Origin of the sequence: Paraburkholderia sp. BCC1876 (assembly GCF_902833695.1) — a bacterium.
Lineage (GTDB): Bacteria > Pseudomonadota > Gammaproteobacteria > Burkholderiales > Burkholderiaceae > Paraburkholderia.
The window spans coordinates 179504-205840 of the sequence record NZ_CADFGI010000005.1; the positions used below are offsets into that span (position 1 = coordinate 179504).

Here is a 26337-nt window from a genome sequence, read left to right on the forward strand (position 1 = left end):
AAAGCGTGAATATTCCTGAAGAAATCGCTTCGCGGCTCGCGCTCAGTTGATCACGCAATCGAATAGCCGCCACCGGCCACCCGCGCGTGACCGGACACTTACCGGGTCGGCGAACCGCGCACGCTGAAGGATCGGGAGTCAATGCCAGTGACCAATCTGATCGATCGGGCGAGCGGCCGGCCGTGGCCGTGGGTATTTCGAGGCGAACGGCAGTTTCAACCGTCGTCGGCCGTGTTCGTGACGGACGACATGCAGGCGGAAATCGACGTCGCGTGCGCCGGCCTGGGCTTCAGTCAATCCACGGAGTACCTCGTGCGGCCGCATATCGAAAGCGGCCGGCTGGTGCGGCTACTCCGCCGCATGGCAAGGTACTATGATGGTTTGGCTTCCCGCGCGGCATACGCTATCGCAACGCAGCACGGCAAGCGCATTGAACGCCTCATCTGCTGCCGTTATCCCCGTTATTGCCATTATCCATCGCCATGAATTCTGCAAGCCGCCGCATCGCGCACCTCGACATGGACGCGTTTTATGCGTCCGTCGAGTTGTTGCGCTATCCGGAACTGCGTGGTCAGGCCGTGGTGATCGGCGGCGGCCGCAACGCCGCGCCGCAACTCCTTGAAGACGGCACTCGCCGCTTTGCGAAACTGCGCGATTACGCGGGTCGCGGCGTGGTCACCACGTCCACGTATGAAGCGCGCGCGCTCGGCGTGTTCTCGGCCATGGGCATGATGAAAGCCGCCGTGCTCGCGCCCGACGCAATTCTGCTGCCCACCGATTTCGACTCCTATCGCCATTACTCACGCGTCTTCAAAACGGCGGTCGCCACGTTCACGGATCGGATTGAAGATCGCGGCATCGACGAAATCTATATCGATCTCACCGACCTGCCGGGCGAGCCGCACGAGATCGCCGCGCGCATCAAGAACGCGGTCAATGAAGCCACTGGCCTCACGTGTTCGATCTGCGTCGCGCCGAACAAGCTGCTGGCCAAGATCGGTTCCGAACTCGACAAACCCAACGGCCTCACGATCCTCACACCGGCCGACGTGCCGTTGCGCGTCTGGCCGCTGCCGGTGCGAAAGGTCAACGGAATCGGCCCGAAGGCCGCGGAAAAACTCACGGGGCTGGGTCTCGCGACGGTCGGCGATCTGGCCGCGGCGGACGCGGGGCTATTGCAGGATCACTTCGGGCGCAGCTATTCGGCGTGGCTGATGCAGATCGCGCAAGGTCATGACGAACGGCCGGTGGTGGTTGAATCCGAGCCCAAGTCGATGAGCCGCGAAACCACTTTCGAGCGCGATCTGCACCCGCGCCACGACCGGCCTGCGCTATCCAGTTCGTTTACGGGCCTGTGCGTGCGGGTCGCGGAAGATCTCGTGCGCAAGGGTTATGTGGGCCGCACCGTGGGCATCAAACTGCGCTACGACGACTTCCGCACGGTCACGCGCGACCTGACGCTGGACGAACCCACCGCCGACGCCGCCGAAATCCGCCGCGCGGCGACCGAATGTCTGCGGCGGGTGGAATTGAACCGCAAGCTGCGGCTGCTGGGCGTACGCGTGAGCGCGTTGACGCCGGCCAACGCGCAAGCGGCCAAACCGCGCCTGCCGGTTCAGGCGGATTTGCCTTTCACCAGCGACGAATAACCCGTCGCCTCAGCCGCGACATTGGCGCTGTTGCCGGTAGCTTGACGCATGGTCGGCAAGGCCGTGTCGATCTGCGAGGCCGCGATCGAAAACGAAAACGTATTGATGCCGTTCGCGCTGTGCGCCGACACCGTGCCGCGATGCATCTCCGCGATCGCCTTCACGATCGCCAGGCCGAGGCCATGGTTTTCTCGGCTATTCGTGCGCGAGACTTCCGCGCGATAGAAGCGGTCGAACAGATGCTCGAGCACGCCGGGCTCGATCGGCTCGCCGGGATTCGCCACCGCCACACGCACCTGATCGTTGTCGCGCGCAATCGTTACGCTGATCGACGCGCCGGGTTCGCAGTGCTGGATCGCGTTCATCAGCAGATTCGTGCAGGCGCGGCCGAACAGCGAGCGGTTCACGCGGATCTGCGCGTCACCGCGAAGCTGGGCATGCACGCGCGCTTCCTCGAGTGGAATCTCGAGAAACTCCAGCGTGTGCGCCACTTCCGCGGCCAGCGACACCTCGACCAAACCGGTCGCGCGTTCGCCCTGATCGGCGCGCGCGAGGAACAGCATGTCGTTGATGATCGCGCGCATCCGCTCGTATTCTTCGAGGTTCGATTGCAGCGTATGACGCAGGTCGTCCACCGAACGATTACGGGTCAACGCCACTTCGGTCTGGCCGATCAGAATCGTCACCGGCGTACGCAGTTCGTGAGCCACGTCGGCATTGAACGATTCGAGGCGGCCATACGCGCCGTCCAGCCGTTCGAGCGCACCGTTGAATGAGTTGGCCAGGTCGTTCAGTTCGAGCGGCAGCGACGCGGTATTCAGGCGCTGCGAGCGGTTGTTCGGACTGACGGCGGACGCGTCGCGCGTGAGGCGCGTGAGCGGCGCGAGGCCGAGACGCGTCACCGAATAACTGAGCAGCAGCACCGCGAGACTGCCCAACGCGGACAGCGCAGCGAGCGCCGAGCCGAATACGCGCATGGTGCGAATGTTCGGCGAATAACTCGCGGCCACCTGCAATTGCAGCGGCGGGCGCGCGTCGTAAGACGGGACCGTCACCGTGGAGGTCAGCATGTCCTGGCCACCGCCGGCCGGCTTCACGCGCGCATAACCGCCCGGCCAGTTTTTCACCGCCGTGCCTTCGACCGGCTGGCCGTAATGGAAATACGGATCGGTGCTCGACACCGAGTACACCGTGCTGCCGTCGTGCGGCGTCATGTCGGTGAGTTTTTCGCGGCACATGCGCCATTTTTCCGGCGTCACGGCGTGATAAACGATGATGCGCGCGATCTGCACGCGATCGTCGAGCGACTCGCGCAGATGGTGTTCGAGCTGCGTACGCAACACCACGAAAAGTCCCGTGCCCACCAGCGTGAACACGGACAACGCGACCAGCGCGAACATCAGCGCGAGGCGGCGGGCGATCGATCGGTTCATGACTGCTCAGCCTCCTCGCGCACTTCAAGCACATAGCCCATGCCGCGCACGGTATGCAGCAGCTTGGACGGAAACGGACCGTCGAGCTTCGCGCGCAGGCGTTTGATCGCGGTCTCCACCACGTTCGTGTGGCTGTCGAAATTGACGTCCCAGACGAGTTCGGTGATCGCGGTCTTCGACAGAATGTCGCCTTGCCGGCGAGCCAGCACGCTGAGCAACTGAAACTCTTTGGCGGTCAGGTCGAGGCGTACGCCGTCGCGGGTCGCGCGGCGGCCGATCAGATCGACGAACAGATCGCCCACTGAAATCAGCGTCGATTCCTGCGAGCGCGTGCGGCGCGCCAGCGCATGCAGCCGCTCGACCAGTTCGAGGAACGAAAACGGTTTGGTGAGGTAGTCGTCCGCGCCTTCGCGCAGGCCGCGCACGCGGTCGTTCACATGGTCGCGCGCGGTCAGCATGATGACCGGCGTGGACTTGCGCATGCGCAGCGCCTTCAGCACGCTGAAGCCGTCGCGTTTGGGCAGCATCACGTCGAGCACGATCACGTCGTAATCGAATTCGGTGGCGAGATGCATGCCCTCCTCGCCATCTAGCGCGACGTCCACGACCCAGCCCTGCTCTGTCAAACCGGAGCGCAGATAGTCCACCACCTTGTGCTCGTCTTCAACAATCAGCAATTTCATGCGCGTCCCCTTGTCTGTGCATTATACGAAACGCCTCGCATTGCTTGCGCATCCCTCTCCCACCCATGCCTGCTCATGATCGGCCGGCTCACCGCGCGGGAGCCATCGCCTCCTTCGCGTCGTTCGATTGTGCGTCTGTCGAGGTGGCCGCGACTGCCGTGCCGGCCTCCCAGCCGCCGCCCAATGCCTTCACCAGCGCCACCGACAGCGTCATCTGCTGGCCGTGAATCTGCACGTCCTGGCGCTCGCTCGTGAGCAGCGACTGCTGCGCGGTGATCACGTCGAGATACGCGACGAGGCCGCCCGAATAGCGGTCGTTGGCGAGCGACAGCAGATGCTGCGCGTCGGTCACCGCTTCGTGCGACTGCTTCGCCGCGCCGTCCAGCACCGACAGCCCGGTGATACCGTCCTGCACCTGCTGGAATGCGGTCAGCACGGTTTGCCGGTAGTTGGCCTCGTTGGCCCTGTAGCCTTCGCTCGCGAACTTCACGTTCGCCGCGCGGCGGCCGCCGTCGAACAGCACCTGGCCGACCGTCGCGCCGAGCGTCCACATCAGCGTTGGCGCGCTCAGCAGGCTGGCGAACTGCGTGGCTTCCCAGCCGATGCCCGGCGTCAGCGTCAGGCTCGGGAAAAACGCCGCCTTGGCCACGCCGATCTGCGCATTCGCCGCGGCCATCGCCCGTTCGGCGGAGGCGATATCCGGGCGGCGCTGCAACACGTCGCTCGGCACGCCGAGCGGAATTGCCGGCACCTGCGTGTCGAGCACCTTGGGCGCGATGGCGAACTGCGGCGCGGGTACGCCGACCAGCGCGGCGATCGCATGTTCGAATTGCGCGCGCTGATTCAGCAGTAGTTGCGCCTGCACCTTGGTCGAGTCGAGCAGCGACTTCTGCTGCAGCACGTCGAGCCCCGACACCGAGCCCAACTCATGCTCGGAGCTCACGTAATCGAGCGCCTTCTGCTGCAGTTTCACCGACTGGTTCAGCACGTCGATCTCGGCGTCGAGTTCGCGCAGCGAGAAATAGTCGGTGGCGAGGTCGGTGGTCAGCACCAGCCGCGCGTTGGCGAGGTCGTCGGCCGATTGCTGCGCCGACGCCGTCGCGCCTTCCACCTGACGACGTATCCGGCCGAATAGATCGGTGTCGTAGTTGATCGTGGGGCCGAGCTGCACGTTGTTCTGCACCGTCGACTCGGTCGGCGTCGCGTAATTGGTCAGCGGACGGTCCTTCGAAATACGGAAGCGCGAGCCGGTTGCGCCAAGGTCGACCTCGGGAATCTGCTGCGCGCGCGTATTTGCAAGCGTCGCCGTGGCCTGTGCATAGTGGGCGCTAGCGGCCACCAGCGTCTGGTTCTGCGCGAGCGCCTGAGTTTCCAGCGCGGCCAGCGCCGGATCGCCGAAACCGCTCCACCAGTCCAGCGCGATCGGCGCGTGCGACGGCTCGGCCACCCGCCAGTACGAATCGGTCTGCCATGTAGGCGGCACCTCGGCTTGCGGGCGCTGATAGTCCGGACCGACCGTGCACGCCGCGAGCAACGCCGCGCCCGCGAGTGTCGTGATCGCCCGGCAGGGGCCTGCGACCTTCACGACGCCCCCTTGCCGTTTTTCTGCGGCTGGGTGATCTGCACGTGATCGCCGTCCGCGATCGAATCGCTCGGGTTGATGATCACCTTGTCGCTCGCCTCGATCCCGCTTTCGATTTCGAGCGTCTGCCCGAGATCCTGCGCGATCACGATCTTGCGCAACTGCACCTTGCCGTCCCCGTCGACCACCGCGAGCCGCGGACCTTCCGCGCGGAACAGCAGCGCGTTGCCCGGCACCATCAGTTGCGCGTGGGCCACTGCCGGCACCGCGACCTGGACATACGCGCCGGGGCGCAGCTTGTCGTCGGGGTTCGGCAGCGTCACTTCGATCTGCAGCGAACGGGTCGGCACGTCGATCGCGCCGGACATGTGCGTGATCGTGCCGTGGAATTGCTGACCCGGCAGTTCCGCCTGGGTCACCACCACCTTCTGGCCAACCGAGACGTTTTGCGCGTAAGCCTGCGGCAATTGCACATAAACGCGCAGCGGATCCGACTGCGCCAGCGCGAACAGCGCGCGGCTCGTGCCGCTGCCCGCGTCGATCAGATCGCCGACGTCGACGTTGCGTTGCGTGACCACGCCCGCGAACGGCGCGACGATGCGCTTGAACGATTCCAGTTGCTGCAGACGTTTGACGTTGGCATCGGCGGCGGCAAGGTTGGCGACGCCCTGCGTGTACGTGCTTTGCCGCTCGTCGAGTTCCTGTTGCGACACCGCGTCGCGCTGACGCAATTGCTGCCAGCGGTCCAGCGAGCTCTTCGCGAGGCCGAGACTCGAGCTGGTCTGTTGACGCTGCGCCAACGCCTGCGCCAATTCCTGATCGATTTCCGGCGTGTCCAGATCGGCCAGCAGTTGCCCCTGCTTCACCCGCGCGCCGATATCGGCGTACCAGTGCAGCAGATAACCCGTCGAGCGCGCATAGATCGGCGACTCCACGTTACCGCGCAAGGTGCCCGGCAACAGCGTGTCGCCGCCACCCGCGGTCTGCGTCGGGCTCACCACGTTCACGTATTGGGTGGCGTTCTGTTTGGTCGTCTCCGCCACCGAACGGCTCTGCAGCACGTCTGCGACCACGGTGCGCAACGCGCCCACGGCGAGCAGCGCCAGCACGATCCAGATGGCGATTTTGGCGCGCTTCCATTCGCGATGGCGCGGCGGCAATGCGTGCCCGCCTTCGGTCTCTCGCGCGGGGATCGCTAGCGATGCATGGGTTTTTTCGGTCATTTCAGTCAGCCATCATTTAACTTTACGCGGGCTTGGCAGCGCCGCCGTGGTCCGGCGCGGGGCCGTCGTTGCCATTACCGTTACCGCCGTCGTGGCCATCGTCGTGGCGGCCCGAGTGGTCCGCATCGTCGTCTTTACCGTGGCGCCGCGCGAGCCGGGTATGAATACCCGCAAACACCAGCGGCACGAAAAACAGCGTGGACACCGTGGCGAACAGCAGGCCGCCGATCACCGCGCGGCCGAGCGGCGCGTTCTGCTCGGCGCCTTCGCCGAGACCGAGCGCCATCGGAATCATGCCGATGATCATGGCGAAAGCGGTCATCAGCACCGGCCGGATCCGGCTCGCACCGGCTTCGAGCGCAGCGGTCAGCGGCGGTGCGCCGGCCGAGAGCCGCTGGCGCGCGAACGACACCATCAGAATACTGTTGGCGGTCGCCACGCCCATCGTCATGATCGCGCCGGTCAGCGCCGGTACGCTCAGATGCGTGCCGGTCAGAAACAGCATCCACACAATGCCCGCGAGCGCCGCCGGCAACGCGCTGACGATGATCAGCGGATCGACCCACGACTGGAAGTTCACCACGATCAACAGGTACACCAGCACGATCGCCATCGCCACGCCAATACCTAGCCCGAAGAACGAACTGCGCATGGTCTGCACCTGGCCGCGCACGACGATCTGACTGCCGCGCGGCAGCGACGCGCGCGCGTCATTCACCAGCTTGTCGACCTGGCTCGCCACGCTGCCCAGGTCGCGATTTTCCACGCTCACGTACAGATCGATCACCGGCTTGATGTTGTAGTGCGTGACTTCCGCGAACTGACTCTGCGGCGACACACGCACCAGGTTGCCGAGCAGTTGCGTCGGCCCGTTGGCCGAGCCCGACACGGGCGTGCGCAGCAATTCGTCGATCGACGACACCTGGTATTGCGGCGTCTGCACCGCGACGCTGTATTCGACCCCGTTGCGGTTGTTGAACCAGAAACCCGGCGACGTTTGCGAGCTGCCCGACAACGAAATCAGCACGTTTTGCGCCACGTTGCTCGCGCTCAGATTGAGCTGCTGCAAACGCGTGCGATCCATCTGAAGATTGATGGCCGGTTCATCCAGTTTCTGCTGGATGTGCGTATCCACCGTGCCGGGAATCATCCGCACCTGCTTCAGCAGTTTGCGCGCAATGTCGAAGTTGCCCTGCTGATCCGCACCGGAAATCTGCACGTCCACTGCCGCCGGCAAACCGAAGTTCAGAATCTGCGTGACGATGTCGGCCGGCTGGAAGAAAAACTCCACGCCTGGAAAACGCTGCGGCAGAATCGTGCGCAACTTGTCCATGTAGGTTTGCGTCGGCTTGTGGTCTTCGTTCAGCGCGACCTGGATCTCGCCGTCGAGCGTGCCGATCGTGCCGGCATTGCTGTACGAGAGATTGATACCGCTATACGGCAAGCCGAGGTTGTCGAGAATCGTGCCCAGTTCCTTCGCGGGGACGACCTCGCGAATCGTCTTCTCGACTTCGTCCGCGAGACGCGCGGTTTCCTCGATCCGGGTGCCGGTCGGCGCACGCATATGCAGGCGGATATCGCCCGCGTCGACACTCGGAAAGAAGTCTTCGCCGAGCACGAAAACCAGCCCCATCGAGACAATGCAAAAGCCGAGGAACAGGCTGCCGAAGCGCCCGCGCCGCACCAGCACGCTGCTCAGAATCATGATGTAGCCGGCCCGCATGCGCTCGAAACCCTGATCGAAGCGGTGATAGATGCGCATGAACGGATTCGGTTTCGCGCCGGCTTTCGGCTTGTGCGCGTGGCCCATCAGCAGCATCGCCATGGTCGGCACCAGCGTGCGCGACAGAATGTACGAGGCGAGCATCGCGAACACCACCGCTTCGGCGAGCGGCACGAACAGATAGCGCGCCACACCGGTCAGGAAGAACATCGGCACGAACACGATACAGATACACAGCGTGGACACCAGCGCCGGAATCGCGATTTCGCCCGCGCCGTCGAGAATCGCGTCGTGCAGATTCGTGCCCATATGCAGATGCCGTTCGATATTCTCGATCGTCACCGTTGCATCGTCGACCAGAATCCCGACAGCGAGCGCGAGCCCGCCGAGCGTCATGATGTTGATGGTCTGCCCGAGCGCATGCAAGGCAATCAGCGAAGACAGAATCGACAACGGAATCGAGATCGCGATGATGCAGGTACTGCGCCAGTTGCCGAGGAACAGCAGAATCATCGCGGCGGTCAGCGCGGCGGCCACCAGCGCCTCACGCACCACGCCCTGCACGGCCGCCTTCACGAACACCGACTGATCGAACAGCGCCGTCACGTTCAGGTCGGGCGGCAACGACGCGCGCGCGTTCGGCAGCAGATCGCGCAACGTATTGACGATCGACAGCGTCGACGCGCTGCCGTTCTTGAGTACCGAGATCAACACGCCGCGGTGGCCGTCCTGACGCACCACGTTGGTCTGCGGCGAGAAGCCGTCGCGCACGTGCGCGACCTCGCGTAGATAAGTCGTCGCGCCGTTGAGCGTGCGCACCGGAATGTCGTTGAGCCCTTCCACCGTGGCGGGCGAGCCGTTCATGTTGATCGTGTATTCCTTCGGCCCGATCTTGGCCGTACCGGTCGGCAGAATCAGGTTCTGCGCGTTGAACGCGCTGACCACGTCCGAGGGCGTCAGGCCTTTTGCCAGCAACGCGCGCGTGTCGAGGTCGACCGAGATCAGACGCGACTTGCCGCCGTACGGATACGGCACGGCCGCGCCGGGAATCGTCACGAGTTGCGGACGCAGGAAGTTCAGCGCGGTGTCGTTGAGCGCCTGCTCCGAGAGCTTCGGGCTCGACAGGCCGAGCTGGATCACCGGAATGCTCGAGGCCGAATAGCTGATCACGAGCGGCGGCGTCGCGCCCGGCGGCATCTGCTTGAGCTGCGCCTGCTCCACCGCAACGGTCTGTGCGATCGCGGTCTGGATGTTCGCCGTGGGTTGCAGAAAGATTTTCAGAATCGCGATGCCCGCCAGCGACTGCGACTCGATGTGCTCGATGTCGTTGACGGTGGTGGTCAGGCTGCGCTCGTTGACCGAGGTGATACGGTTGGCCATATCTTCGGCCGACAAACCGGTGTAATTCCAGATGATGCTGACCACCGGAATATTGATTTCCGGCAACACGTCGACCGGCGTGGTCAACAGCACGAACGGCGTCGCCAGCAAGATCAGAATGGCCATCACGATGAACGTGTATGGCCGTTTAAGCGCAACGTTGACGATCCACATGAAACGCGCCCGAGAGAATGCTGGTAAGGGATGGTTGAATCCAGCGCATATGCTAGATCGCTAGCACCAACACCTGCATGGCGTGAAAATGGCGGAACTGTCAGGAAGGTTAATGTAAGGCGAAATGCGTTTGAAACACCGCCGCAATTGGCGATGAGCAAACGTTTGTTGAATGAAGATGGGCGCTGTTGGCGATACTTGAAATCGCCCGCCTCGCGCGGAAACCACGAGACAGGCGCTCAGAACAAATTATGACAAGCAAATACTTAACTTGTCCTTCAAAACGGGTTCAGTCTCAACGCCGAACCGCATTACATCCGTAAAAAACTACTTCGCGAACAACGACGACATATCGGCAAACGCCTTGAATTCCAGCGCATTGCCCGACGGATCGAGAAAGAACATAGTCGCCTGCTCGCCGACTTCGCCCTTGAAACGCACATGCGGTTCGATGATGAAATCGATGCCGGCCTGTTGCAGTTTGTCGGCGGCAGCCTGCCATTGCGGCATGGACAGCACGGCGCCGAAATGACGGACCGGCACGGCGTCGCCGTCTACCTTACTGGTTTGGCGGTGGCCAATTTCGTCCGGCGCGAGGTGCGCGACGATCTGATGACCGTAGAAATTGAAATCGACCCATGCCTCCGAACTGCGGCCTTCCGGACAACCCAGCAGGTCGCCGTAAAACTCGCGTGCGGCGGCGAGACTATGAACAGGAAACGCCAGATGGAACGGCGGCAAACTGGTTTCGGCAACGCTCATGATGGGAAAGGCTCGTGGTGGGTATGAGGGATTGAAATGCGTCGGGTTGACATTGCGGTGGGCTGAGATCAGCGCACCACGGCGCACAACGCCACACCGTTGAAGCCAATTTTAACCATGACCAAAATTGCTTCAAAACGATATATATTTGACCTGACCAACACTAAATTCGATCAATCGATCATGCTGAGCGAACTCAAGACCTTTATCGCCGTCAGTCAGTACGGCACGTTTTCCGGCGCGGGCGCGCGTATCGGCCTGACGCAATCCGCCGTGAGCGCGCAGATGCAGCGGCTCGAGGAACAACTCGGCTTCGCGCTGTTCGACCGCACCGGGCGCTCCGCCACGCTGAACGACGCGGGCCGCGAAACGCTGGCGCTCGCCGAAGAAATGATGACGCTGTACGCACGGCTCTCGGAACGCGGCGCGGTCGCGGCGGAAAGCGGCATGCTGCGGGTGGGCGCGATCGCGTCCGCGCAGGTGTCGTTTCTGGCCGATGCGCTGGCGCGCTTTCGCGACGACCGCCCCGGCTGGCGAATTCGCGTGGTGCCGGGCGTGTCGCTAGGCTTGCTGGGTCAGGTGGATTCCGGCGAACTCGACCTGGCGGTGATCATCCGGCCGCCGTTCGCGCTGCCGTCCGAACTCGAATGGCGCACGCTCGCCAGCGAGCCGTTCGTGCTGCTCGCGCCGAAAGCGCTCGCGCGCAACCAGCCCGCCTGGCGCGAATTGCTCAGGAGCGCGCCGTTTATCCGCTACGACCGCGCGTCGTTCGGCGGCCGGCTGGTCGACCGGTTTCTGCGGCGCTCGCGGCTGAATGTGCAGGACGTGATCGAGCTCGACGAGTTGCAGGGAATCGTGCAACTCGTCGCGCGCGGCATCGGCGTGGCGTTGATTCCGAACACGGTCGGGCTCGGCAAGTGGCCCGCCAATGTCGTCGCGCTCGAACTCGGCGACGCGACTTTTCATCGTGAAATCGGCCTCGTGCAGCGTCCGCGGCACAGCCGGCAAGCGGTGGCGGCGGCGCTCGCCGACTGCATCGGCACGGCAGCCGGCGCGTGAGCGATCATGCCGACGCCAACGGCCACCTGCGATTGTGCTGTCGCCGTCCGTACCAACTGTATCTGTGAGCCTGGCGCGTGAGCACTCAGAATCGTTGCTCGCGCATCGAGTCGCCTTTTCTTCCCTTGTTCGTGTCGAGCGGCACGGTTTGCCCGCCATTGAGGTTTTCAACCCATGATCACCAGCAGCTTCGTCACCGCCGATGTCCTGATCGCCTACGGCGCGTACTTCGTCGGCACCGCGAGCCCCGGGCCGAGCAACCTGGCGATCATGTCGCTGGCCATGAGCGCGGGCCGCCGCGCCGCGCTCACGTTCGCGCTCGGCGTGGTATCGGGTTCATTCTTCTGGGCGCTGCTGGCGTCGCTGGGGTTGTCGGCGGTGCTGGCCTCTTACTCGGAGTGTCTGGTCGCAATCAAGATTGCCGGCGGACTCTATCTGCTGTGGCTCGGTTTCAAGTCCGCGCGTTCCGCCTTCAGCGCTAGCGCGTTGCCGACCAGCGCGACCCGCCAGAACGAGGCACCGCAGCGTCTCTATCTGCGCGGCCTGCTGATGCATCTCACCAATCCGAAGGCGATTCTGGTCTGGCTGTCGATCGTGTCGCTGGCCATGTCGCCGGCCAGCGGCGCCTCGCATACCTTGCCGGTGGTGCTGGGGTGCATGTGCATCGGCGTTTCGGTGTTCAGCAGCTACGCGGTGCTGTTCTCGACCGCGTCGGCGCGCCGTATCTATCTGGCGGTCCGGCGCTGGCTCGACGGCTCGCTCGCGATCATGTTCGGGATCGCCGGGTTCAAGATGCTGACATCGAAAAGCTAGCCGCGCGCGGTGCATGACGCGCGGCGCCGCTCTGCGATACTGTCGCCACGACAGGCAGAGCGGATCCACGAACACAATGAGCGGTAGCGACCATTCAAACCCGGGCGCGCAACGTCCGTCATCGCAGAAGCGGTTTTATCTGGCGGGCGCCGCGGTGCTGATCGCCAGTCTGATCGCCGCGGTGATTCTCTACGCGACGGCCGCGCCGCCCGACAGCGCCGTCTCCCAGTACGGCATGGCTGATCCGCGCTATCAGATCGAATTGCAGCGTATCGGCGGCACGGCGGAAGTGCTGATGGCGCAGCTTCACGACTGGTTCGACGGACTGTGGCACGGCGCCGCGCTCGCTTATACGGTGGCCGTGCTGGGCGTGGCCGTTGCCGGTGCGTGCTTCTTTATCGGCCACTTCTTCTTCGACGACGAAGCGCCGCGCTAAACAGAACGGCGGCTAGGTGGCTTCCTTGACGTGCACGTCCGGCTTCTCCACGCCGGCCGAGCGCAGCGCCTCATGCAAGGTGCTGAAAATGCAGCTCGTGTCGATCACCGGCGTGATCCCATGCCGGTCCATGTCCGCGCGCAGATAGCGATTCACGCGGGCGAAGATCACTTCGATGCCGCTCGCCTTCAACGCCTCGCACAACTCCCCCACCGAACGCGCCGCCGAATAGTCGAGGTCGGTAATCGCACTCGCGTCGACGACGAACCAGCGCACCTTGCTCGGCGCGTGATCGATCAAACGGCGCGAATCGTCGACGAAAAAGTGATCGTTCGCGTAGAACAGGTCGGCGCCGAAGCGATAGACGATCAACCCCGGCGCGGTCTGCATGCCGGGCGCGGCAGGCACCGGCACCCAGACGCCGTCGTCGCCGGGCGCGAGAATCATCGTGTGAGGACGGTAACTGTGGCGCACGTGGCGCAGCAGCGAGAGCGCCACGGCCACCAGAATGCCGTGCTCGACACCGATCAGCACGACCGCCAGCGCGGTAAACACGGCCAGCGTGAATTCGCCCGGACTTTCGCGGCGAATCGAAAACAGCGCCTGCACATTGATCAGCCCGACGGCGATCGTGAAGACGATGCTGGCGAGAATGCAATGCGGCAGATACTGCAAAAAGCGGCTGAAAAACAGCAGCACAACCACCACCACCGCCGCGAACACGACCTGCGCGAACTGGCTGCGCGTGCCCGCGCGATCGCCCATGGCCGTTTGCGTCGGGCTGCCGTTGACCACGAAGGCGCCGGTGAACGCCGCCGCCGCGTTGGCCGCGGCGATGCCCAGCAGGTCGGCGTTGGTATCCACGGGTTCGTGATAACGCTCCGCGAACACACGGCTCGCGGCGGCGCTCTGCGCGACGATCATCACGAAACAGGAGGCTGCGACCGGCAACAGATCGAGCATCTGCTGCCACGTCACGGAAGGCATGCGCAGCGGCGGCAGTCCGCCCGCCACCGGCCCGAGCACGGAGATGCCGTGCGCCACGAAGCCGTAGATATCGCTGGCGGCAATGCCCGCCACGACGGCGAACAGCGGCACCGGCGCACGCGGCAAAAAGCGTTTGCACGCGAGAATGACGACGACCACCAGCAGCGAAATACCTGCCGTCGGCAGATGGATCTGCGCCGCTTCGCGCACCACCAGCGCCACTTGCGCAACGCTGCTCGCCGCATGGCCGGGCACGCCGAACATGTCGCCGAGCATGGCAATGCCGACCTGCACGCCGACGCCCGCGAGAAAACCGACCAGCACGGTGCGCGACAGGAAGTCGGCCAGAAAACCCAGTTTGAAAATACGCGCGACGAGCAGCAACCCGGCGGTCAGCAACGCGACCATCGCGGCGAGCGACGCGTATTCGACGCTCGACGGCGGCGCCATGGTGGAGAGCCGGCTTGCGAAGATGGTGGCGGTCGCGGAATCGGCGGCGACCACGAGGTGCCGGGAGGCACCGAAAAACGCAAAGGCGAGCAACGGCAGGAAAACGGTGTAGAGCCCTGCCACGGCCGGCATGCCGGCGATACGCGCGTAGCCCAGGACTTGCGGAATATCCATCGACGCGAGTTGCACGCCGGCCAGCGCATCACGCGCGGCGCTGCCGCGCGTCAACGGAAGGACGCCCTTCAACACGCTCATGCGCGCCGTCATACCCGCCAGAAAATCTCGCATACGCGATGCTGCCCCATTCTTGATGGTAATCGCGCATCGTGCCGCGTTTCGGCACACAAAGGCAAGACCCGGGCTATCCGGTTTCTGGATTTAACGCTTGAAGTGGCCCGTGGCTGGATCGACATGACGCGCGAAATTGAACAGCACGACGATCCAAAGCGGACAGGCAATGAAGAATGCGGTCAACATCTCGGACCCCGTAACAATTTGTTACCGGCGAGTTTAAGCGAAGCAAAAACAAACCGCAGGAGGGGAAACAGCAAAACACTGTTGCAGGTGGTTGCGGCGTCGTTACGGCGACGGCACACTTTTCGAGTACCTTTGATACATCAAAACGTCCGATACTTCAGACACAGATGCCATTTTTGCCTGAAATATCGGACGCTATCTCCAAGAAACAGCGCTATCACGACGCCCAAGACATTGAAAAAATAGATATTTGTCCGATACTTTTGACATATTTAATCTATTTGACTAATCTATCGGACATGTCCCGCACCCTTCAGCGCCCCTTTCCGTCCGTCGAGAAGCAGATACGCGCGCTCGGCGAACGCCTGAAACTGGCCCGCCTGCGCCGCGAACTGCCCGCTACGCTGTTCGCCGAACGGCTCGGCATTTCGCGCGATACGCTGCACCGTCTCGAGAAAGGCGATTCTGGCATCGCGCTCGGCACCTATATGCGAGCGCTGCGGGTCCTGGGACTCGACAAGGACATGGACGTCGTCGCCCGCGACGACGCACTCGGCCGGAAGCTGCAGGACCTCAAGCTGGCGGGTCAACGCAAGCCGCGTGCGAACGCGCTTGGCGTCGCTCGCACCAAGGCCGCGCGGCCGGCCGGAAAACCCGCCCGGAAAACCGATGGCCAGCAATAAACCTCGCGACACCTTCAAGGTGTTCCTCGACGACGTCACGGTCGGCAGCCTGCAGCAGGTCGGCACGCTGTATCGCCAGACCACGCGGTCCGACTTGCCCGCTTCGTTTGCCTACGAGCAGAACTGGGTGGACGGACGCCACGCCTTCATGCTCGACCCGCGCCTCGAGTTGTGGACCGACGAGCAATACCCGCCCGCGAAAGCCGTGGCGTTCGGCATCTTCATGGACTCGGCGCCGGACCGCTGGGGCCGCGTGTTGATGGAGCGTCGCGAAGCCGCCGCCGCGGATCGGGAAGACCGGCCCATGCGTCAATTGCAGGAAATCGATTTCCTGCTCGGCGTTCACGACCTGACGAGAGTCGGCGCGCTGCGGTTTCAGAACACCGCCGGCGATTTTCTCGACAACAGCGCCGAGGCCGCGCCGCCCGTCACCGATCTCGCGACCCTCGCGTATATCAGCCTTCGCATCGAAGAGGCCGACATCGAAAAAATGCCGGAATACGAGCAATGGCTGGCCATGCTGATCGCGCCCGGCACGTCGCTGGGCGGCGCGCGTCCCAAAGCCAATTTCACCAGCCTCGGCAATGACCTGTGGATCGCCAAATTCCCGGCGAAAGAGGACCGCTATGACATTGGCGCGTGGGAATACCTCGTTCATCGGCTGGCAAGCAAAGCGGGTATCTGGGTGCCCGCGTCCGAGCTCAAATACGTGGGCGCGCGTTACGGCACCTTCTGCGTCGAACGATTCGACCGGCACGACAGCCGCCGGCGTATGGTTGCGTCGGCCATGACCTTGCTTGAACGGCAGGACGGCGATTCGGACGCAAGCTATCTGGACCTCGCCGAATATCTGGCGAACAATGGCGCGCAAGGCCATATCGACAGCGATCTCGCGCAGCTCTTCAAACGCGTCGTCTTCAACGTCGTGGTGGGCAATCGCGACGATCATCTGCGCAATCACGGCTTTATTCGTGAAGCGTCGGGCTGGCGTCTGTCGCCCGCCTTCGACATGAATCCGAACCCGAGCAAGCGCGAACATGCGTTGACGCTGGACTCGATGAGCGCGCTGCCCGATCTCGACGCCGTGATCGACACAGCCGGGTTCTATCGCGTCGACGCGGCCCAGGCGCGGCAGATCGTCGGCGAGGTGCGGGATGCCGTCGCAACATGGCGGGACGAGGCCGCCGCGCTCAATCTGTCGCGGCCCGAAATCCAGCGGATGGAAAGTGTCTTTCAGGTCTGATGCGACGTCGGCTCAGCCACATTTGCCGGCGAAAACCGGCGAAAACCAGCGAAACCCGGCGCATTGGCGCGCGCGTTCCGGTATGGACCGCCTAACCCTTTATAATCCGGCATGATCCGAATTTCGCTCGATACCCTCTCCCAACCGGCCGCACACGGCCGCCGCGCCGCCTTCCGCTCCAAGGCCGCCGCATGAAAACACCGAAACGTCTGCTGCCGCTGGTCGAAGAAGGCCTGATCGACGAAGTCATCTCGCAGTTGATGAGCGGCAAGGAAGCCACCGTCTACGTGGTGCGCAGCGGCGACTCCATCCGCTGCGCGAAGGTCTATAAAGACGCCAAACAGCGCAGTTTCCGCCAGGCCGCGTCGTATCGCGAAGGCCGCAAGGTCAAGAACAGCCGCGAACAGCGCGCCATGGAAAAAGGCAGCCGCTACGGCCGCGAGGTGCAGGAACAGGCATGGCAGAACGCCGAAGTCGACGCGCTGTTCCAGCTCGCCAACGCGGGCGTGCGCGTGCCGCAGCCGTTTATCTGCACCGACGGCGTATTGCTGATGGAATTGGTCACCGACGCCGACGGCAACGTTGCGCCGCGTCTGAACGACGTGGACATGAGCGAAGCACGCGCAATCGAACTGCACGCCGTGCTGGTTCGGGAAGTGGTGCGCATGCTGTGCGCCGGCATGATTCACGGCGACCTGTCCGAATACAACATCCTGCTGGCCGCCGACGGCCCGGTCATCATCGACCTGCCGCAAGCGGTGAACGCCGCCGGCAATCTCGAAGCACCCGCCATGCTGGAACGCGACGTGAATAACCTCGCCACGTATTTCGGGCAGTTCGCACCGGCCTTGCTCGAGGCCAGTTACGGCAAGGAAATCTGGGCGCTTTACGAAGCGGGTGCGTTACATGTGGAGAGTGAATTGACCGGCCGCGTCGAACTCGACACCACGCCGATCGATCTGGAAGCGGTGCTGCAGGAACTCGAAGACACGCGGCTCGACGAAGAAGCGCGTCAGCGTCACGAACAGTCGTTGCGCAGCGGCACCTGAGCCACACCCGGCGCCGGCCCCACCGACTTGCGCATCGTTACGCTCACCGGAAACTCGCGGAACACTTCCCACGTAGTCCGGTAGCACTCGTTGAGCAACCACCGTACCGCGTTCTGCGTCAACTCCGCGGTCGGAATATGCACTGACGTCAGCCCGGGCGACGCATAAGCGGCCGAGTAATCGTCGTCGTACCCAATCACCGACACTTCCTCCGGCACCGCAACCCCGGCCTCGTGCAGGTACGCGAGCGCGCTCACCGCCATGGTGTCGTTCGCGCAGAACAGCCCCGTGAAGCGCCGCGTCGTGTCGAGCAGCTTGCGCGTGGCGGCGTAACCGCCCTCCGGCGAGAAGTCCGATTCGATCAGCGTGACATCGTCTTGCGCGATGCCTTCACGCGCCAGTTCGGCGAAGAAACCCCCGAGCCGGATCTGGTTGTCCGACGCGCTGAACGGCCCCGAAATCACCGCGATATCGCGGTGCCCGTGATCGAGCAGCGTGCGTGCCGCCAACTCGCCGCCGCGCCGGTGATCAGCGCAAAACGACGCCTCCGGCAACTGATCGAACGCGCGATTCAGAAACACCATTTTCGGATGCATCTTGTGCAGCATGATCAGGTCTTCGTCGTGCAGATCGTGACTGATCACCACCACGCCGTCGCAATCGCGGCCGATCAGAAAGCGCACCGCTTCCATGGCCTGCTCGCGCGGCGACACTTCCCCGCAGCCGGTCGCCACCACCACGTGACGGCGCACCGCGCGTAGTTCGGTATCGGTCTGTTTGAGAATCGTGCCGTAGTACGAGCCGAAGAAAGTCGGCACGAAAATGCCGACCATGCCGAGCGACTGCGTGGCCATGGCGCGCCCGATCGACGACGGGCGGAAGTTCAGTGTTTCGATGGCCGCATTCACGCGGGCGGCCGCATCGGCCGAGATCGGCCCTTTGCCGGAAATGGCGCGCGACGCGGTCGACATGCCCACGCCGGCGAGTGCCGCGACATCTTTGAGTGTAGCCACGCGGATCTCCGTCAAGCCTCGTTTTATCCCTGTTGTATTCGAGAGCGCCGTTAGCGTCGCCAATCGCGCTATAACCGTTCGCCCCCCGCTTCGTCGAACAGCGAGACCTGTTCGCTATCGAACGAAAACGCGACCGTGTCCGCGAGCGCCACCGGTGTCTTCGTCTGATCGATCGAAGCGATCTGTACGCCATGATAGTCGAGCCAAATGACGCGGTGGTTGCCCATCGGCTCCACCAGCGAAACTTTTGCACGCTCGCTCAGGCCTGCGCCGACCTTGACGTCTTCGGCCCGCACGCCGAGCACGCAGGGCAACGCTTGCGCGGGTGCGTGTTTGAACGGATACGCCGACACCTCGAGCCGCCATTGCGGCGTGCAGAAGTAGACCGCGCCGTCGCGCGTCTCCAGCGTGCCCTTGAGCAGGTTCATCGCGGGCGAACCCAGGAAGGTCGCGACGAACAGATTGTCGGGCCGCGCATAGACTTCGGCGGGCGTGCCGAACTGCTGGATCACGCCGCCGCGCATCACCGCCATGCGGGTGGCGAGCGTCATCGCCTCGACCTGATCGTGCGTCACGTAGATCATCGTCGCGCCCAGGCGCTGGTGCAACTGCTTGAGTTCGCGGCGCAGTTCGGTGCGCAATTTGGCGTCGAGATTCGACAGCGGTTCGTCGAACAGAAACACGTCCGCCTCGCGCACGATCGCGCGGCCGATCGCCACGCGCTGCCGTTGGCCGCCCGACAGCTGCGCCGGTTTGCGCTTGAGCAGCGGGCCGAGTTGCAGCATGTCGGACGCGCGCGCCACGCGCCGTGCAATTTCCGCCTTCGGCGTACCGTTGATGCGCAACGCGAACGACAGATTACGCTCCACGCTCATGGTCGGATACAGCGCGTACGACTGAAACACCAGCGCGATGCGGCGATCTTTCGGATCGGCCCACGTCATGTCTTCACCGGCAATTTCGATGCTGCCGTCGCTCACGTCGATCAGTCCGGCAATGCTGTGCAGCAACGTGGATTTGCCGCAGCCCGAGGGGCCGAGCAACACCACGAACTCGCCGGCACGCACGTCGAGATCGAGATTTTCGATTACGGTGTTCGCGCCGAGGCGGATGGTGAGATTACGCACCGCCACGTTGGCCGGATTCGCGAGACCCGCCGCGTCGACCCGGTCCGCCGTGCCTGTTGCGTCGGTGATGCCAGTAGCGTCCGCCATATCAACCGTATTCGCAAGATTTGCCATACCCGTCTACCCCTTCACCGCGCCGGATGCAATGCCGCGCACAAACCAGCGGCCCGAAACGAAATACACCGCCAGCGGCACCATGGAAGTCAGAATGGTCGCCGCCATATTGACGTTATAAAGCCGCTCGCCGGTTGTCGTGTTGATGATGTTGTTCAGTTGCACGGTCATCGGCAGATTTTTGGTGCCGGCGAACACCAGCCCAAGAATGAAGTCGTTCCAGATGCCCGTTACCTGCATGATGACCGCCACCACGATGATCGGCGTGGACATGGGCAGCATGAGTTGCGTGAAGATGCGCCAGAAGCCGCCGCCGTCGATGCGCGCGGCCTTGAACAGTTCCTGCGGAATCGACGTGTAGTAGTTGCGGAACAGCAGCGTCATGACCGGCATGCCGAAGATCGTATGAATCACCACGATGCCCGGCAACGAACTGAACAGATGCACGCTCGCCAGCACCCGCACGAGCGGATAGACCATCACCTGCACCGGAATGAACGCGCCCATCAGCAGCACGCCGAACAGCAACCCGGCGCCGCGCGGCCGCCAGAACGACAACGCGTAGCCGTTCACCGCGCCGATCGCGATCGACAAGACCGTGCTCGGCACGACAATCCGCACCGAGTTCCAGAAGCCGACCTGAATGCCGTTGCAGTCGAGTCCGGTGCAGGCGGATTGCCACGCGGCGCTCCAGGCGCTCAATGTGAAATGCGCGGGAAACGCCAGCAGATTGCCGAGACGGATCTCGCTCATCGGCTTGACCGACGTCACGAGCATCACATACAAAGGCAGCAGGAAAAACAGCGCGGCCGTCAGCAGAAACGCGTAGACGCCAAGGCGCGCCGGTGTGAATGCGGCACGTCGGCGACGCGGGCGTACGCGGCCCGGCGTGCCGTTTTTCAGCGGAGAACTGAGCGTGTTCATCACGCCTCCTTGCGCAACGCGGCGCGGCTGCGGGCATAGAAGAACGGCGCGAGAATCGCTAGCACGGTGGCCAGCAACACGATGGAAGCCGCCGACGCGAGGCCGATATTGGCGCGTCCGAACAGATAGTCCATGATGAACTTGGCCGGCACTTCGCTGGCGGTGCCGGGACCGCCCTGCGTCATCGCGACCACGGCGTCGTAGAGCTTCACGACCATCACGAACAGCAGCACGAAGGCGGTGGACATCGACGGCCCGAGCATCGGCACCACGATGCTCGCATACACGCGCCAACGCGGAATACCGTCGATGCGCGCGGCTTTCCACAGTTCCTCGTCGATCCCGCGCAAGCCGGCGAGCAATAACGCCATCACCAGCCCCGAGGCCTGCCACACGGTCGCGATCACGATCGTGTAGATCACCCAGTCCTGATCGACGATCCAGTCGAAGCGCGCATGCGCGAAGCCGAGCTTGTGCAACACGGCCTGCGCGCCGAGCTCCGGATTCAGAATCCACTGCCAGACGAGGCCGGTCGCGACGAACGACATCGCGTACGGATAGAGAAAGATCGTCCGCAACGCACCTTCCGCGACCACGCGCTGATCGATGAAGATCGCCAGCAGCAAACCGATCACCATGCACGCAACGATAAAGCACGCGCCGTAGATCACGATGTTCTGCAGCGACAGCAACCAGCGGTCGTTGTTGAACAGCCGCGTGTATTGCGAGAGGCCCGCGAAGTCGCCGGAAGGAAACGTGCGCGAATTGCTGAGCGACACACGCGCGGTCCAGACCATCGTGCCGAGATACGCGAACACGACGGTCAGGACCATCGGCAGCAACGCCAGCCAGGCCGCGAACGGAAAGCGCTTTTTCAGCGGCTTGCCGTGCGGTCCTTTACGTGACCCTTTGCGTGGCGCATTGCGCAACGGCGCAGCGGACTTCGACCCGGTGGCGGGCACCTTGAGCGCGTGCATGCTGCGCCCCCCTAGCTCTTCAACGCGCTGGCAAAGGCCTTCTGCGCGTCATCCACCGACTGGTTCTTGTTCCAGAAGTTGGTGATGACGTCGATCAACGCGCCCTGCGTGTCGGGCGACAGCAGCATTTCCGGATTCGGCAACTGACGCGACTTGTCCTTCATGATCGCCATGCCCTCCTTCGCGCAGATGTCGAGACTGCTCACGTCCACGTCGGGACGAATCGGAATCGAGCCTTTCTTCGCGCTGAACGCGACTTGCGCGGCCGGCGAGGTCATCACCGTGGCGAGCAGGTTCTGCGCCTTGATCGTGGTCGGATTATCCGTCTTCGGGAACACGAACACGTCGCCCGCGACCAGATACGGCGAATGCGGACCAAAGCCCGGGAAGCAGCCGAAGTCCTTACCCGCGACCTGTTTAGCCGCCGAGAATTCGCCCTTGGCCCAGTCGCCCATGATCTGCACGCCCGCCTTGCCGGAAATCACCAGCGCGGTCGCGTCGTTCCAGTTGCGGCCCGGCGAACCGGCGTCGACGAAATCGTGCAGGCGCTTGAACGAGGCGAGCACCTTCCTGAACGCGTCGGACTTCACCGCGTTCTGGTCGCGATCGCGATACACCTTCAGATAGAGGTCGGGGCCGCCTACGTCGGCGAATACGGCGTCGAAGGTGATTTTTTCCTGCCACGGCTGGCCGCCTAGCGCGAGCGGAATCACACCCGCGGTCTTCAGCTTGCCGAGATCGGCGAGGAATTCGTCGTAGTTTTTCGGCTCGGCGGCAATGCCGGCCTTCTGGAACGCCGGCTTCGAATAGAAGAACCAGGCGGGCATGTGAATGTCGACGGGCGCGGCGTAGTAGTGCCCGTTCACCTTGATGCTGTCGATGATCGACGGCGGGAACACGCCGTTCCAGTTTTCCTTCGCGGCGACGTCGTCGACATTGTTCAGCAGGCCCTGATCGATCAGGTCGTGAAACTGCTTGGAGGTATTGAACTGCGCGGCGGTGGGGGGATCGCCGCCGATAATCCGGTTGATCGCCGTGGAGCGCGCCTGATCGGCGCCCGCTACCGCGTTGTCGACCCATTGGCCGCCGGCTTTGTTATACGCATCGGCGAACTGGCGAATCGCGGCCGACTCGCCGCCCGAGGTCCACCAGTGAATCACGTTGGCCTTCAAGGGATCCGCCTGCGCGACGACGCCATACAACGCCAATGCTGCCACGATGCCTCGCAAGGCCATTTTTTTGCTGTTCATTCCGTCTCCTGTCGGTCGGCGTCAGCGCTTTTCGCCGCCTGGGCAAAGCGTTGACACCGATCCCATGCCACATAGTTGCGCCAGGCCTGGCGCCCGTGTTTCAAGTCGACATGCAAACCAGCTTTACTGCTTTTATACGCGTGCTTTATGTTCGTGCTTTATGTACGTGCTTTATGTGCGTGCTTTATGCGAGTAACTTCCGCTCCCGCAGGAATTTCGCCACCAGCTCCGCACTGCGTTTGATGGTGCGTTTCTGCGTAGCGTAGTCCACATGCACGACCCCAAAGCGCCGCTCGTAACCGAACGCCCACTCGAAGTTATCCATCAGCGACCAGAGAAAATACCCGCGCACGTCGACACCCGCCTTGATCGCCTGATCGACCGCGGCGAGATGGCGCTTGAGAAACGCAATGCGCTGCGTGTCGTCCACGTGGCCGTCTGTCACTTTGTCGTCCGACGCCATGCCGTTTTCCGTGATGTAGATCGACGGCAGGTTCGCATACGTTTTCCTGAAGCCGGTCAGCAGATCGCGCAAGCCATCCGGATGCACCTCCCAGCCCATCTGCGTGCGCTCCACGCCTTCCGGCGGCACTTCCTTGAAACCGTGCGCGCCGTCGCTCGCCAGGTTCGTGCGGAAGTAATAGTTGACGCCGAGAAAATCGAGCGGCGCGGCAATCGTCTGCAGGTCGCCGTCCAGCACTAGCGGTTCCGTGCCCGGCCACAACTCGAACAGATCGCGCGGATACGCGCCCTTGAGCAGCGGATCGAGAATCCACGCGTTGTGCTGAACTTCGAACAGATGCGCGGCGCGCTGGTCGGCGGCGCTGTCGCTATTCGCCGTGCCGCGCCCCATGTTGGCGACAATCCCTTTCTGCGAGGCCGGATCGTTGGCGCGCAACACCGGTATCGCGAGACCATGCGCGAGCAGCAGATGATGCATGGCTTGCGTCGCGAAGCGCCCATCGGCAAGACCCGGCGCGTGATGACCATTGCCGTAGCCGAGATACGCGGAACACCAGGGCTCGTTGAGCGTGGCCCAGGCGTCGACGCTGCCGGCCAGTTCGCGGCTCATCAGGTCGGTGTAGTCGGCGAAACGGTACGCGGTATCGCGATTCAGCCAGCCGCCGCGATCTTCCAGGTGCTGCGGCAGATCCCAGTGATACAGCGTGACGAAGGTCGTGATGCCCTTCTCTTTCAGGCGCGCCAGCAAGCGCTTGTAAAAGTCGAGCCCTTTGCGATTCGGCACGCCGGACGCGCCCATCACGCGCGGCCACGCGATCGACAGCCGATAGCCTTCGAGGCCGAGCCCCGCCAGCATGTCCACGTCCTCTTGCCAGCGATGATAGTGATCGCAGGCCACCGCGCCGGTGTCGCCGGCGAGCACCTTGCCGGGCGTGGCCGAGAAGGTGTCCCAGATCGACGGCAGGCGGCCGTCTTCATCCACGGCGCCTTCGATCTGATATGACGCGGTGGCCGCGCCGAGCAGAAAGTTTTTGCGCCACAGCGACGAGTCGGCGGGCGGCGTGAACGGATCGGTGAGCGATTGGGGGGAGCGTGCGTCGGATACAGCGGATGCGTCGTTTGCCACGGATTCTCCTGCGCTGAGGTCATTGAACCGGGTACGGCGGAAGGCACGGCGCCGGTGAAGCCGGCGCGTGAGTGGAAGCGCTTCCACAACAGTCCAGCGAACGATATCAGCGGGGCAATCCGCGCAGCAATCAGGGTTTGTCTGGAGCGAGGCTGGCATGCACGGCGCTGTCATGCGCCATGCATTTGGCAAGATTGCGTGAAGCGAGGCAGCGCGCGAGTGAGGTGAATCAAGCGAATCAAGCGCGCCGCGTGTCATGCACGGTAGCGCGCGCGAACCTCAATGGGCCGCAGGCAGTTTGAACTCGCCGCGGTCGTAGGCTTCGCAATACGCTTTCCAGTCGTCGGCGACCTGGGTCTCGCACTGCGTTGCCAGTTCGATCAACGGCAACTGCCAGTCCTTGCGATGGCCGAACGCGATCAGCTCGTCCGCAATCGACGAGTGTTGCCGGCCGCCGCTGCGAAGATGGGCCCACGCGCTCAGTTGGGCCATGCTGTTGATCACCTCTTCGAGCCGCGGCAGCTTGCCGTTCCAATCGCTGAGGGCCACGCGATCCTCCGACGGCTGCAAACTGCGCAACACGTAGGAACGCTGATTGAAATCGACCGCGTGCAGGAACGCCTGCGAGACCGCCTGATTGCGCCGCTGCACTTCGACGACGCGTTGCGCCTCGCTCTGCCACGTGGGCTGCGGCGTATGCACATGCGGCATGACCGAAGACGGCAGTGCTTCTTTCAGATCGATCAGGAAGTTGCTGTCCGGCGAGCCTTTGCCTTCCACCAGCATCACGTAACGATCCACGCCGAGACTGCCGGTGCCGGCAATGCGCCGCGCGACGTCGAGAATGCGATAGAAGTCAGGATTGGGCTGGCTTGCCGCGAACTTGTTCATGAACTCCGTGACCGCCGCGCGCTGTTGATCGCTGACCGGCAACGCCTTCTTGCCGTCCACTTTCAGCACGCGGGTCTTGCCCTTCAGCACACTGCGCCGGTCCAGAAACGCGGCGCGCGGGCGGCTTGCCAGCGCGTCGAACAGATCGCGCACCATCCCGACCGAGGTCTCCGCTTCGATCCAGCGCGCCTTGCCGAATGCGAGCGCCGCGCCGTACGAATCGAGCGCGGTATGGCAGAGCGCGAGCGCCTGCGCGCGGCTCAGCTTGAGGTCGGCGGCGCCGACCAGCACGCTCGTCAGCAGCCGCGCCAGTTCGTAGAGATTCGGCGCGAGGCAGGCTTCGTCGAAGTCGTTGTTGTCGAAGTAGATCAGGCGGTTATCGCCCTTGTAGCTGCCGAAATTTTCCAGATGCATATCGCCACAAATCCAGACCGGCGGCGCTTCGTCGAGGATCTTGTCACGCGGCAAACCCGCGTAGAACAGATGACAGGTGCCGCGCAGAAACACGAACGGCGAACTGCGCATGGCCTGGTATTTCATGGCGAGCCGTTCGGGATCGCGACCGGCGTTGAACCGGGTCATGGTCTTGACGATATCGGACATCACATTCCTCTCGAATACAGTACGGTGCGCCCCGAAGCGGCTCG

At 63.4% G+C, this 26337-nt stretch carries 22 protein-coding genes; 8 read left to right on the forward strand and 14 right to left on the reverse strand.

The features are described 5' to 3' along the window. The first annotated feature begins 147 nt into the window (after window positions 1-147). The gene (locus HWY05_RS19745; protein WP_176059310.1) at window positions 148-486 is read left to right on the forward strand and encodes a hypothetical protein; all 339 of its coding nucleotides are present in this window, start codon (window positions 148-150) and stop codon (window positions 484-486) included. Then, entirely contained in the window at window positions 483-1649 is a 1167-nt protein-coding gene (gene dinB, locus HWY05_RS19750; RefSeq protein ID WP_035556141.1) for a DNA polymerase IV, read from the forward strand. Before HWY05_RS19745 ends, dinB begins: the two co-directional genes overlap by 4 nt. On the opposite strand, the gene HWY05_RS19755 is transcribed toward dinB, so the two are convergent. From HWY05_RS19755 to HWY05_RS19780, 6 genes are all read right to left on the reverse strand, one after another. After that, window positions 1616-3082 carry a heavy metal sensor histidine kinase gene (locus tag HWY05_RS19755; RefSeq protein ID WP_035556138.1) on the reverse strand — a complete coding sequence of 489 codons (1467 nt, stop codon included), beginning with the start codon at window positions 3080-3082 and terminating at the stop codon, window positions 1616-1618. The two genes, dinB and HWY05_RS19755, sit on opposite strands and share 34 nt — an antisense overlap. Further along, window positions 3079-3765: a heavy metal response regulator transcription factor gene (locus HWY05_RS19760; RefSeq protein ID WP_007176723.1), complete on the reverse strand. Its 687-nt coding sequence runs from the start codon at window positions 3763-3765 to the stop codon at window positions 3079-3081. The genes HWY05_RS19755 and HWY05_RS19760 overlap by 4 nt, the downstream gene beginning before the upstream one ends. A gap of 88 nt (window positions 3766-3853) precedes the next feature. Next, entirely contained in the window at window positions 3854-5350 is a 1497-nt protein-coding gene (locus HWY05_RS19765) for an efflux transporter outer membrane subunit (RefSeq protein WP_035556136.1), read from the reverse strand. Beyond that, the gene (locus HWY05_RS19770) at window positions 5347-6570 is read right to left on the reverse strand and encodes an efflux RND transporter periplasmic adaptor subunit (protein WP_035556134.1); all 1224 of its coding nucleotides are present in this window, start codon (window positions 6568-6570) and stop codon (window positions 5347-5349) included. The genes HWY05_RS19765 and HWY05_RS19770 overlap by 4 nt, the downstream gene beginning before the upstream one ends. Window positions 6571-6592: 22 nt before the next feature. Continuing rightward, complete coding sequence (locus HWY05_RS19775) at window positions 6593-9847, reverse strand: efflux RND transporter permease subunit (protein ID WP_176059311.1); 3255 nt, start codon at window positions 9845-9847, stop codon at window positions 6593-6595. A 327-nt stretch (window positions 9848-10174) separates the two neighbouring features. Next, window positions 10175-10609, reverse strand: a complete 435-nt coding sequence (locus HWY05_RS19780) for a VOC family protein (RefSeq protein WP_035556130.1) — start codon at window positions 10607-10609, stop codon at window positions 10175-10177. A gap of 183 nt (window positions 10610-10792) precedes the next feature. On the opposite strand from HWY05_RS19780, the gene HWY05_RS19785 reads away from it, so the two are divergent. The 3 genes from HWY05_RS19785 to HWY05_RS19795 all read left to right on the forward strand — a co-directional run bounded on the left by HWY05_RS19785 (window position 10793) and on the right by HWY05_RS19795 (window position 12917). Then, window positions 10793-11668 (forward strand): LysR family transcriptional regulator, encoded by an 876-nt coding sequence (locus tag HWY05_RS19785; RefSeq protein ID WP_035562933.1) that lies wholly within the window; start codon window positions 10793-10795, stop codon window positions 11666-11668. A gap of 174 nt (window positions 11669-11842) precedes the next feature. Beyond that, window positions 11843-12481, forward strand: coding sequence for a LysE family translocator (locus tag HWY05_RS19790; RefSeq protein WP_176059312.1), 639 nt, complete (start codon window positions 11843-11845; stop codon window positions 12479-12481). 76 nt (window positions 12482-12557) lie between these two features. Continuing rightward, complete coding sequence (locus tag HWY05_RS19795; RefSeq protein WP_035556128.1) at window positions 12558-12917, forward strand: hypothetical protein; 360 nt, start codon at window positions 12558-12560, stop codon at window positions 12915-12917. A gap of 12 nt (window positions 12918-12929) precedes the next feature. Here HWY05_RS19795 and HWY05_RS19800 read toward each other — a convergent pair whose 3' ends face one another. Next, window positions 12930-14642: a SulP family inorganic anion transporter gene (locus HWY05_RS19800; protein WP_176059313.1), complete on the reverse strand. Its 1713-nt coding sequence runs from the start codon at window positions 14640-14642 to the stop codon at window positions 12930-12932. A gap of 356 nt (window positions 14643-14998) precedes the next feature. On the opposite strand from HWY05_RS19800, the gene HWY05_RS19805 reads away from it, so the two are divergent. The 3 genes from HWY05_RS19805 to HWY05_RS19815 all read left to right on the forward strand — a co-directional run bounded on the left by HWY05_RS19805 (window position 14999) and on the right by HWY05_RS19815 (window position 17806). Next, window positions 14999-15514 (forward strand): helix-turn-helix transcriptional regulator, encoded by a 516-nt coding sequence (locus HWY05_RS19805; protein ID WP_244146651.1) that lies wholly within the window; start codon window positions 14999-15001, stop codon window positions 15512-15514. Beyond that, a complete protein-coding gene (locus HWY05_RS19810; RefSeq protein WP_035556124.1) occupies window positions 15501-16757 on the forward strand; it encodes a HipA domain-containing protein in 1257 nt (418 codons plus the stop codon). Before HWY05_RS19805 ends, HWY05_RS19810 begins: the two co-directional genes overlap by 14 nt. Before the next feature lie 191 nt (window positions 16758-16948). Beyond that, window positions 16949-17806 carry a PA4780 family RIO1-like protein kinase gene (locus HWY05_RS19815; RefSeq protein ID WP_035556123.1) on the forward strand — a complete coding sequence of 286 codons (858 nt, stop codon included), beginning with the start codon at window positions 16949-16951 and terminating at the stop codon, window positions 17804-17806. Here the strand turns inward: HWY05_RS19815 and HWY05_RS19820 are convergent. The 7 genes from HWY05_RS19820 to HWY05_RS19850 form a co-directional block, all read right to left on the reverse strand. Further along, the gene (locus tag HWY05_RS19820) at window positions 17776-18819 is read right to left on the reverse strand and encodes a substrate-binding domain-containing protein (protein ID WP_035562928.1); all 1044 of its coding nucleotides are present in this window, start codon (window positions 18817-18819) and stop codon (window positions 17776-17778) included. The two genes, HWY05_RS19815 and HWY05_RS19820, sit on opposite strands and share 31 nt — an antisense overlap. Window positions 18820-18887: 68 nt before the next feature. Beyond that, window positions 18888-20060 (reverse strand): ABC transporter ATP-binding protein, encoded by a 1173-nt coding sequence (locus HWY05_RS19825; protein WP_176059314.1) that lies wholly within the window; start codon window positions 20058-20060, stop codon window positions 18888-18890. A gap of 6 nt (window positions 20061-20066) precedes the next feature. Continuing rightward, window positions 20067-20984, reverse strand: coding sequence for a carbohydrate ABC transporter permease (locus tag HWY05_RS19830; protein WP_035556119.1), 918 nt, complete (start codon window positions 20982-20984; stop codon window positions 20067-20069). Further along, window positions 20984-21961, reverse strand: coding sequence for a sugar ABC transporter permease (locus HWY05_RS19835; protein WP_176059315.1), 978 nt, complete (start codon window positions 21959-21961; stop codon window positions 20984-20986). Before HWY05_RS19835 ends, HWY05_RS19830 begins: the two co-directional genes overlap by 1 nt. An 11-nt stretch (window positions 21962-21972) precedes the next feature. After that, window positions 21973-23211, reverse strand: a complete 1239-nt coding sequence (locus tag HWY05_RS19840; RefSeq protein WP_176059316.1) for an ABC transporter substrate-binding protein — start codon at window positions 23209-23211, stop codon at window positions 21973-21975. Window positions 23212-23395: 184 nt separating this feature from the next. Beyond that, window positions 23396-24799, reverse strand: coding sequence for a GH1 family beta-glucosidase (locus tag HWY05_RS19845; RefSeq protein WP_176059317.1), 1404 nt, complete (start codon window positions 24797-24799; stop codon window positions 23396-23398). A 279-nt stretch (window positions 24800-25078) separates the two neighbouring features. Next, entirely contained in the window at window positions 25079-26293 is a 1215-nt protein-coding gene (locus tag HWY05_RS19850; protein WP_176059318.1) for a DUF2252 domain-containing protein, read from the reverse strand. Window positions 26294-26337: the final 44 nt, after the last annotated feature.

Bases quoted from the DNA above. Each gene is read 5' to 3' on its own strand.
- HWY05_RS19840 (WP_176059316.1), bottom strand. From the start codon at position 23,211: ATGAACAGCAAAAAAATGGCCTTGCGAGGCATCGTGGCAGCATTGGCG.
- HWY05_RS19785 (WP_035562933.1), top strand. From the start codon at position 10,793: ATGCTGAGCGAACTCAAGACCTTTATCGCCGTCAGTCAGTACGGCACG.
- HWY05_RS19825 (WP_176059314.1), bottom strand. From the start codon at position 20,060: ATGGCAAATCTTGCGAATACGGTTGATATGGCGGACGCTACTGGCATC.
- HWY05_RS19815 (WP_035556123.1), top strand. From the start codon at position 16,949: ATGAAAACACCGAAACGTCTGCTGCCGCTGGTCGAAGAAGGCCTGATC.
- HWY05_RS19790 (WP_176059312.1), top strand. From the start codon at position 11,843: ATGATCACCAGCAGCTTCGTCACCGCCGATGTCCTGATCGCCTACGGC.
- HWY05_RS19755 (WP_035556138.1), bottom strand. From the start codon at position 3,082: ATGAACCGATCGATCGCCCGCCGCCTCGCGCTGATGTTCGCGCTGGTC.
- HWY05_RS19850 (WP_176059318.1), bottom strand. From the start codon at position 26,293: ATGTCCGATATCGTCAAGACCATGACCCGGTTCAACGCCGGTCGCGAT.
- HWY05_RS19795 (WP_035556128.1), top strand. From the start codon at position 12,558: ATGAGCGGTAGCGACCATTCAAACCCGGGCGCGCAACGTCCGTCATCG.
- HWY05_RS19835 (WP_176059315.1), bottom strand. From the start codon at position 21,961: ATGCACGCGCTCAAGGTGCCCGCCACCGGGTCGAAGTCCGCTGCGCCG.
- HWY05_RS19810 (WP_035556124.1), top strand. From the start codon at position 15,501: ATGGCCAGCAATAAACCTCGCGACACCTTCAAGGTGTTCCTCGACGAC.
- HWY05_RS19780 (WP_035556130.1), bottom strand. From the start codon at position 10,609: ATGAGCGTTGCCGAAACCAGTTTGCCGCCGTTCCATCTGGCGTTTCCT.
- HWY05_RS19805 (WP_244146651.1), top strand. From the start codon at position 14,999: ATGCCATTTTTGCCTGAAATATCGGACGCTATCTCCAAGAAACAGCGC.
- HWY05_RS19775 (WP_176059311.1), bottom strand. From the start codon at position 9,847: ATGTGGATCGTCAACGTTGCGCTTAAACGGCCATACACGTTCATCGTG.
- HWY05_RS19830 (WP_035556119.1), bottom strand. From the start codon at position 20,984: ATGAACACGCTCAGTTCTCCGCTGAAAAACGGCACGCCGGGCCGCGTA.
- HWY05_RS19770 (WP_035556134.1), bottom strand. From the start codon at position 6,570: ATGACCGAAAAAACCCATGCATCGCTAGCGATCCCCGCGCGAGAGACC.
- HWY05_RS19760 (WP_007176723.1), bottom strand. From the start codon at position 3,765: ATGAAATTGCTGATTGTTGAAGACGAGCACAAGGTGGTGGACTATCTG.
- HWY05_RS19800 (WP_176059313.1), bottom strand. From the start codon at position 14,642: ATGCGAGATTTTCTGGCGGGTATGACGGCGCGCATGAGCGTGTTGAAG.
- dinB (WP_035556141.1), top strand. From the start codon at position 483: ATGAATTCTGCAAGCCGCCGCATCGCGCACCTCGACATGGACGCGTTT.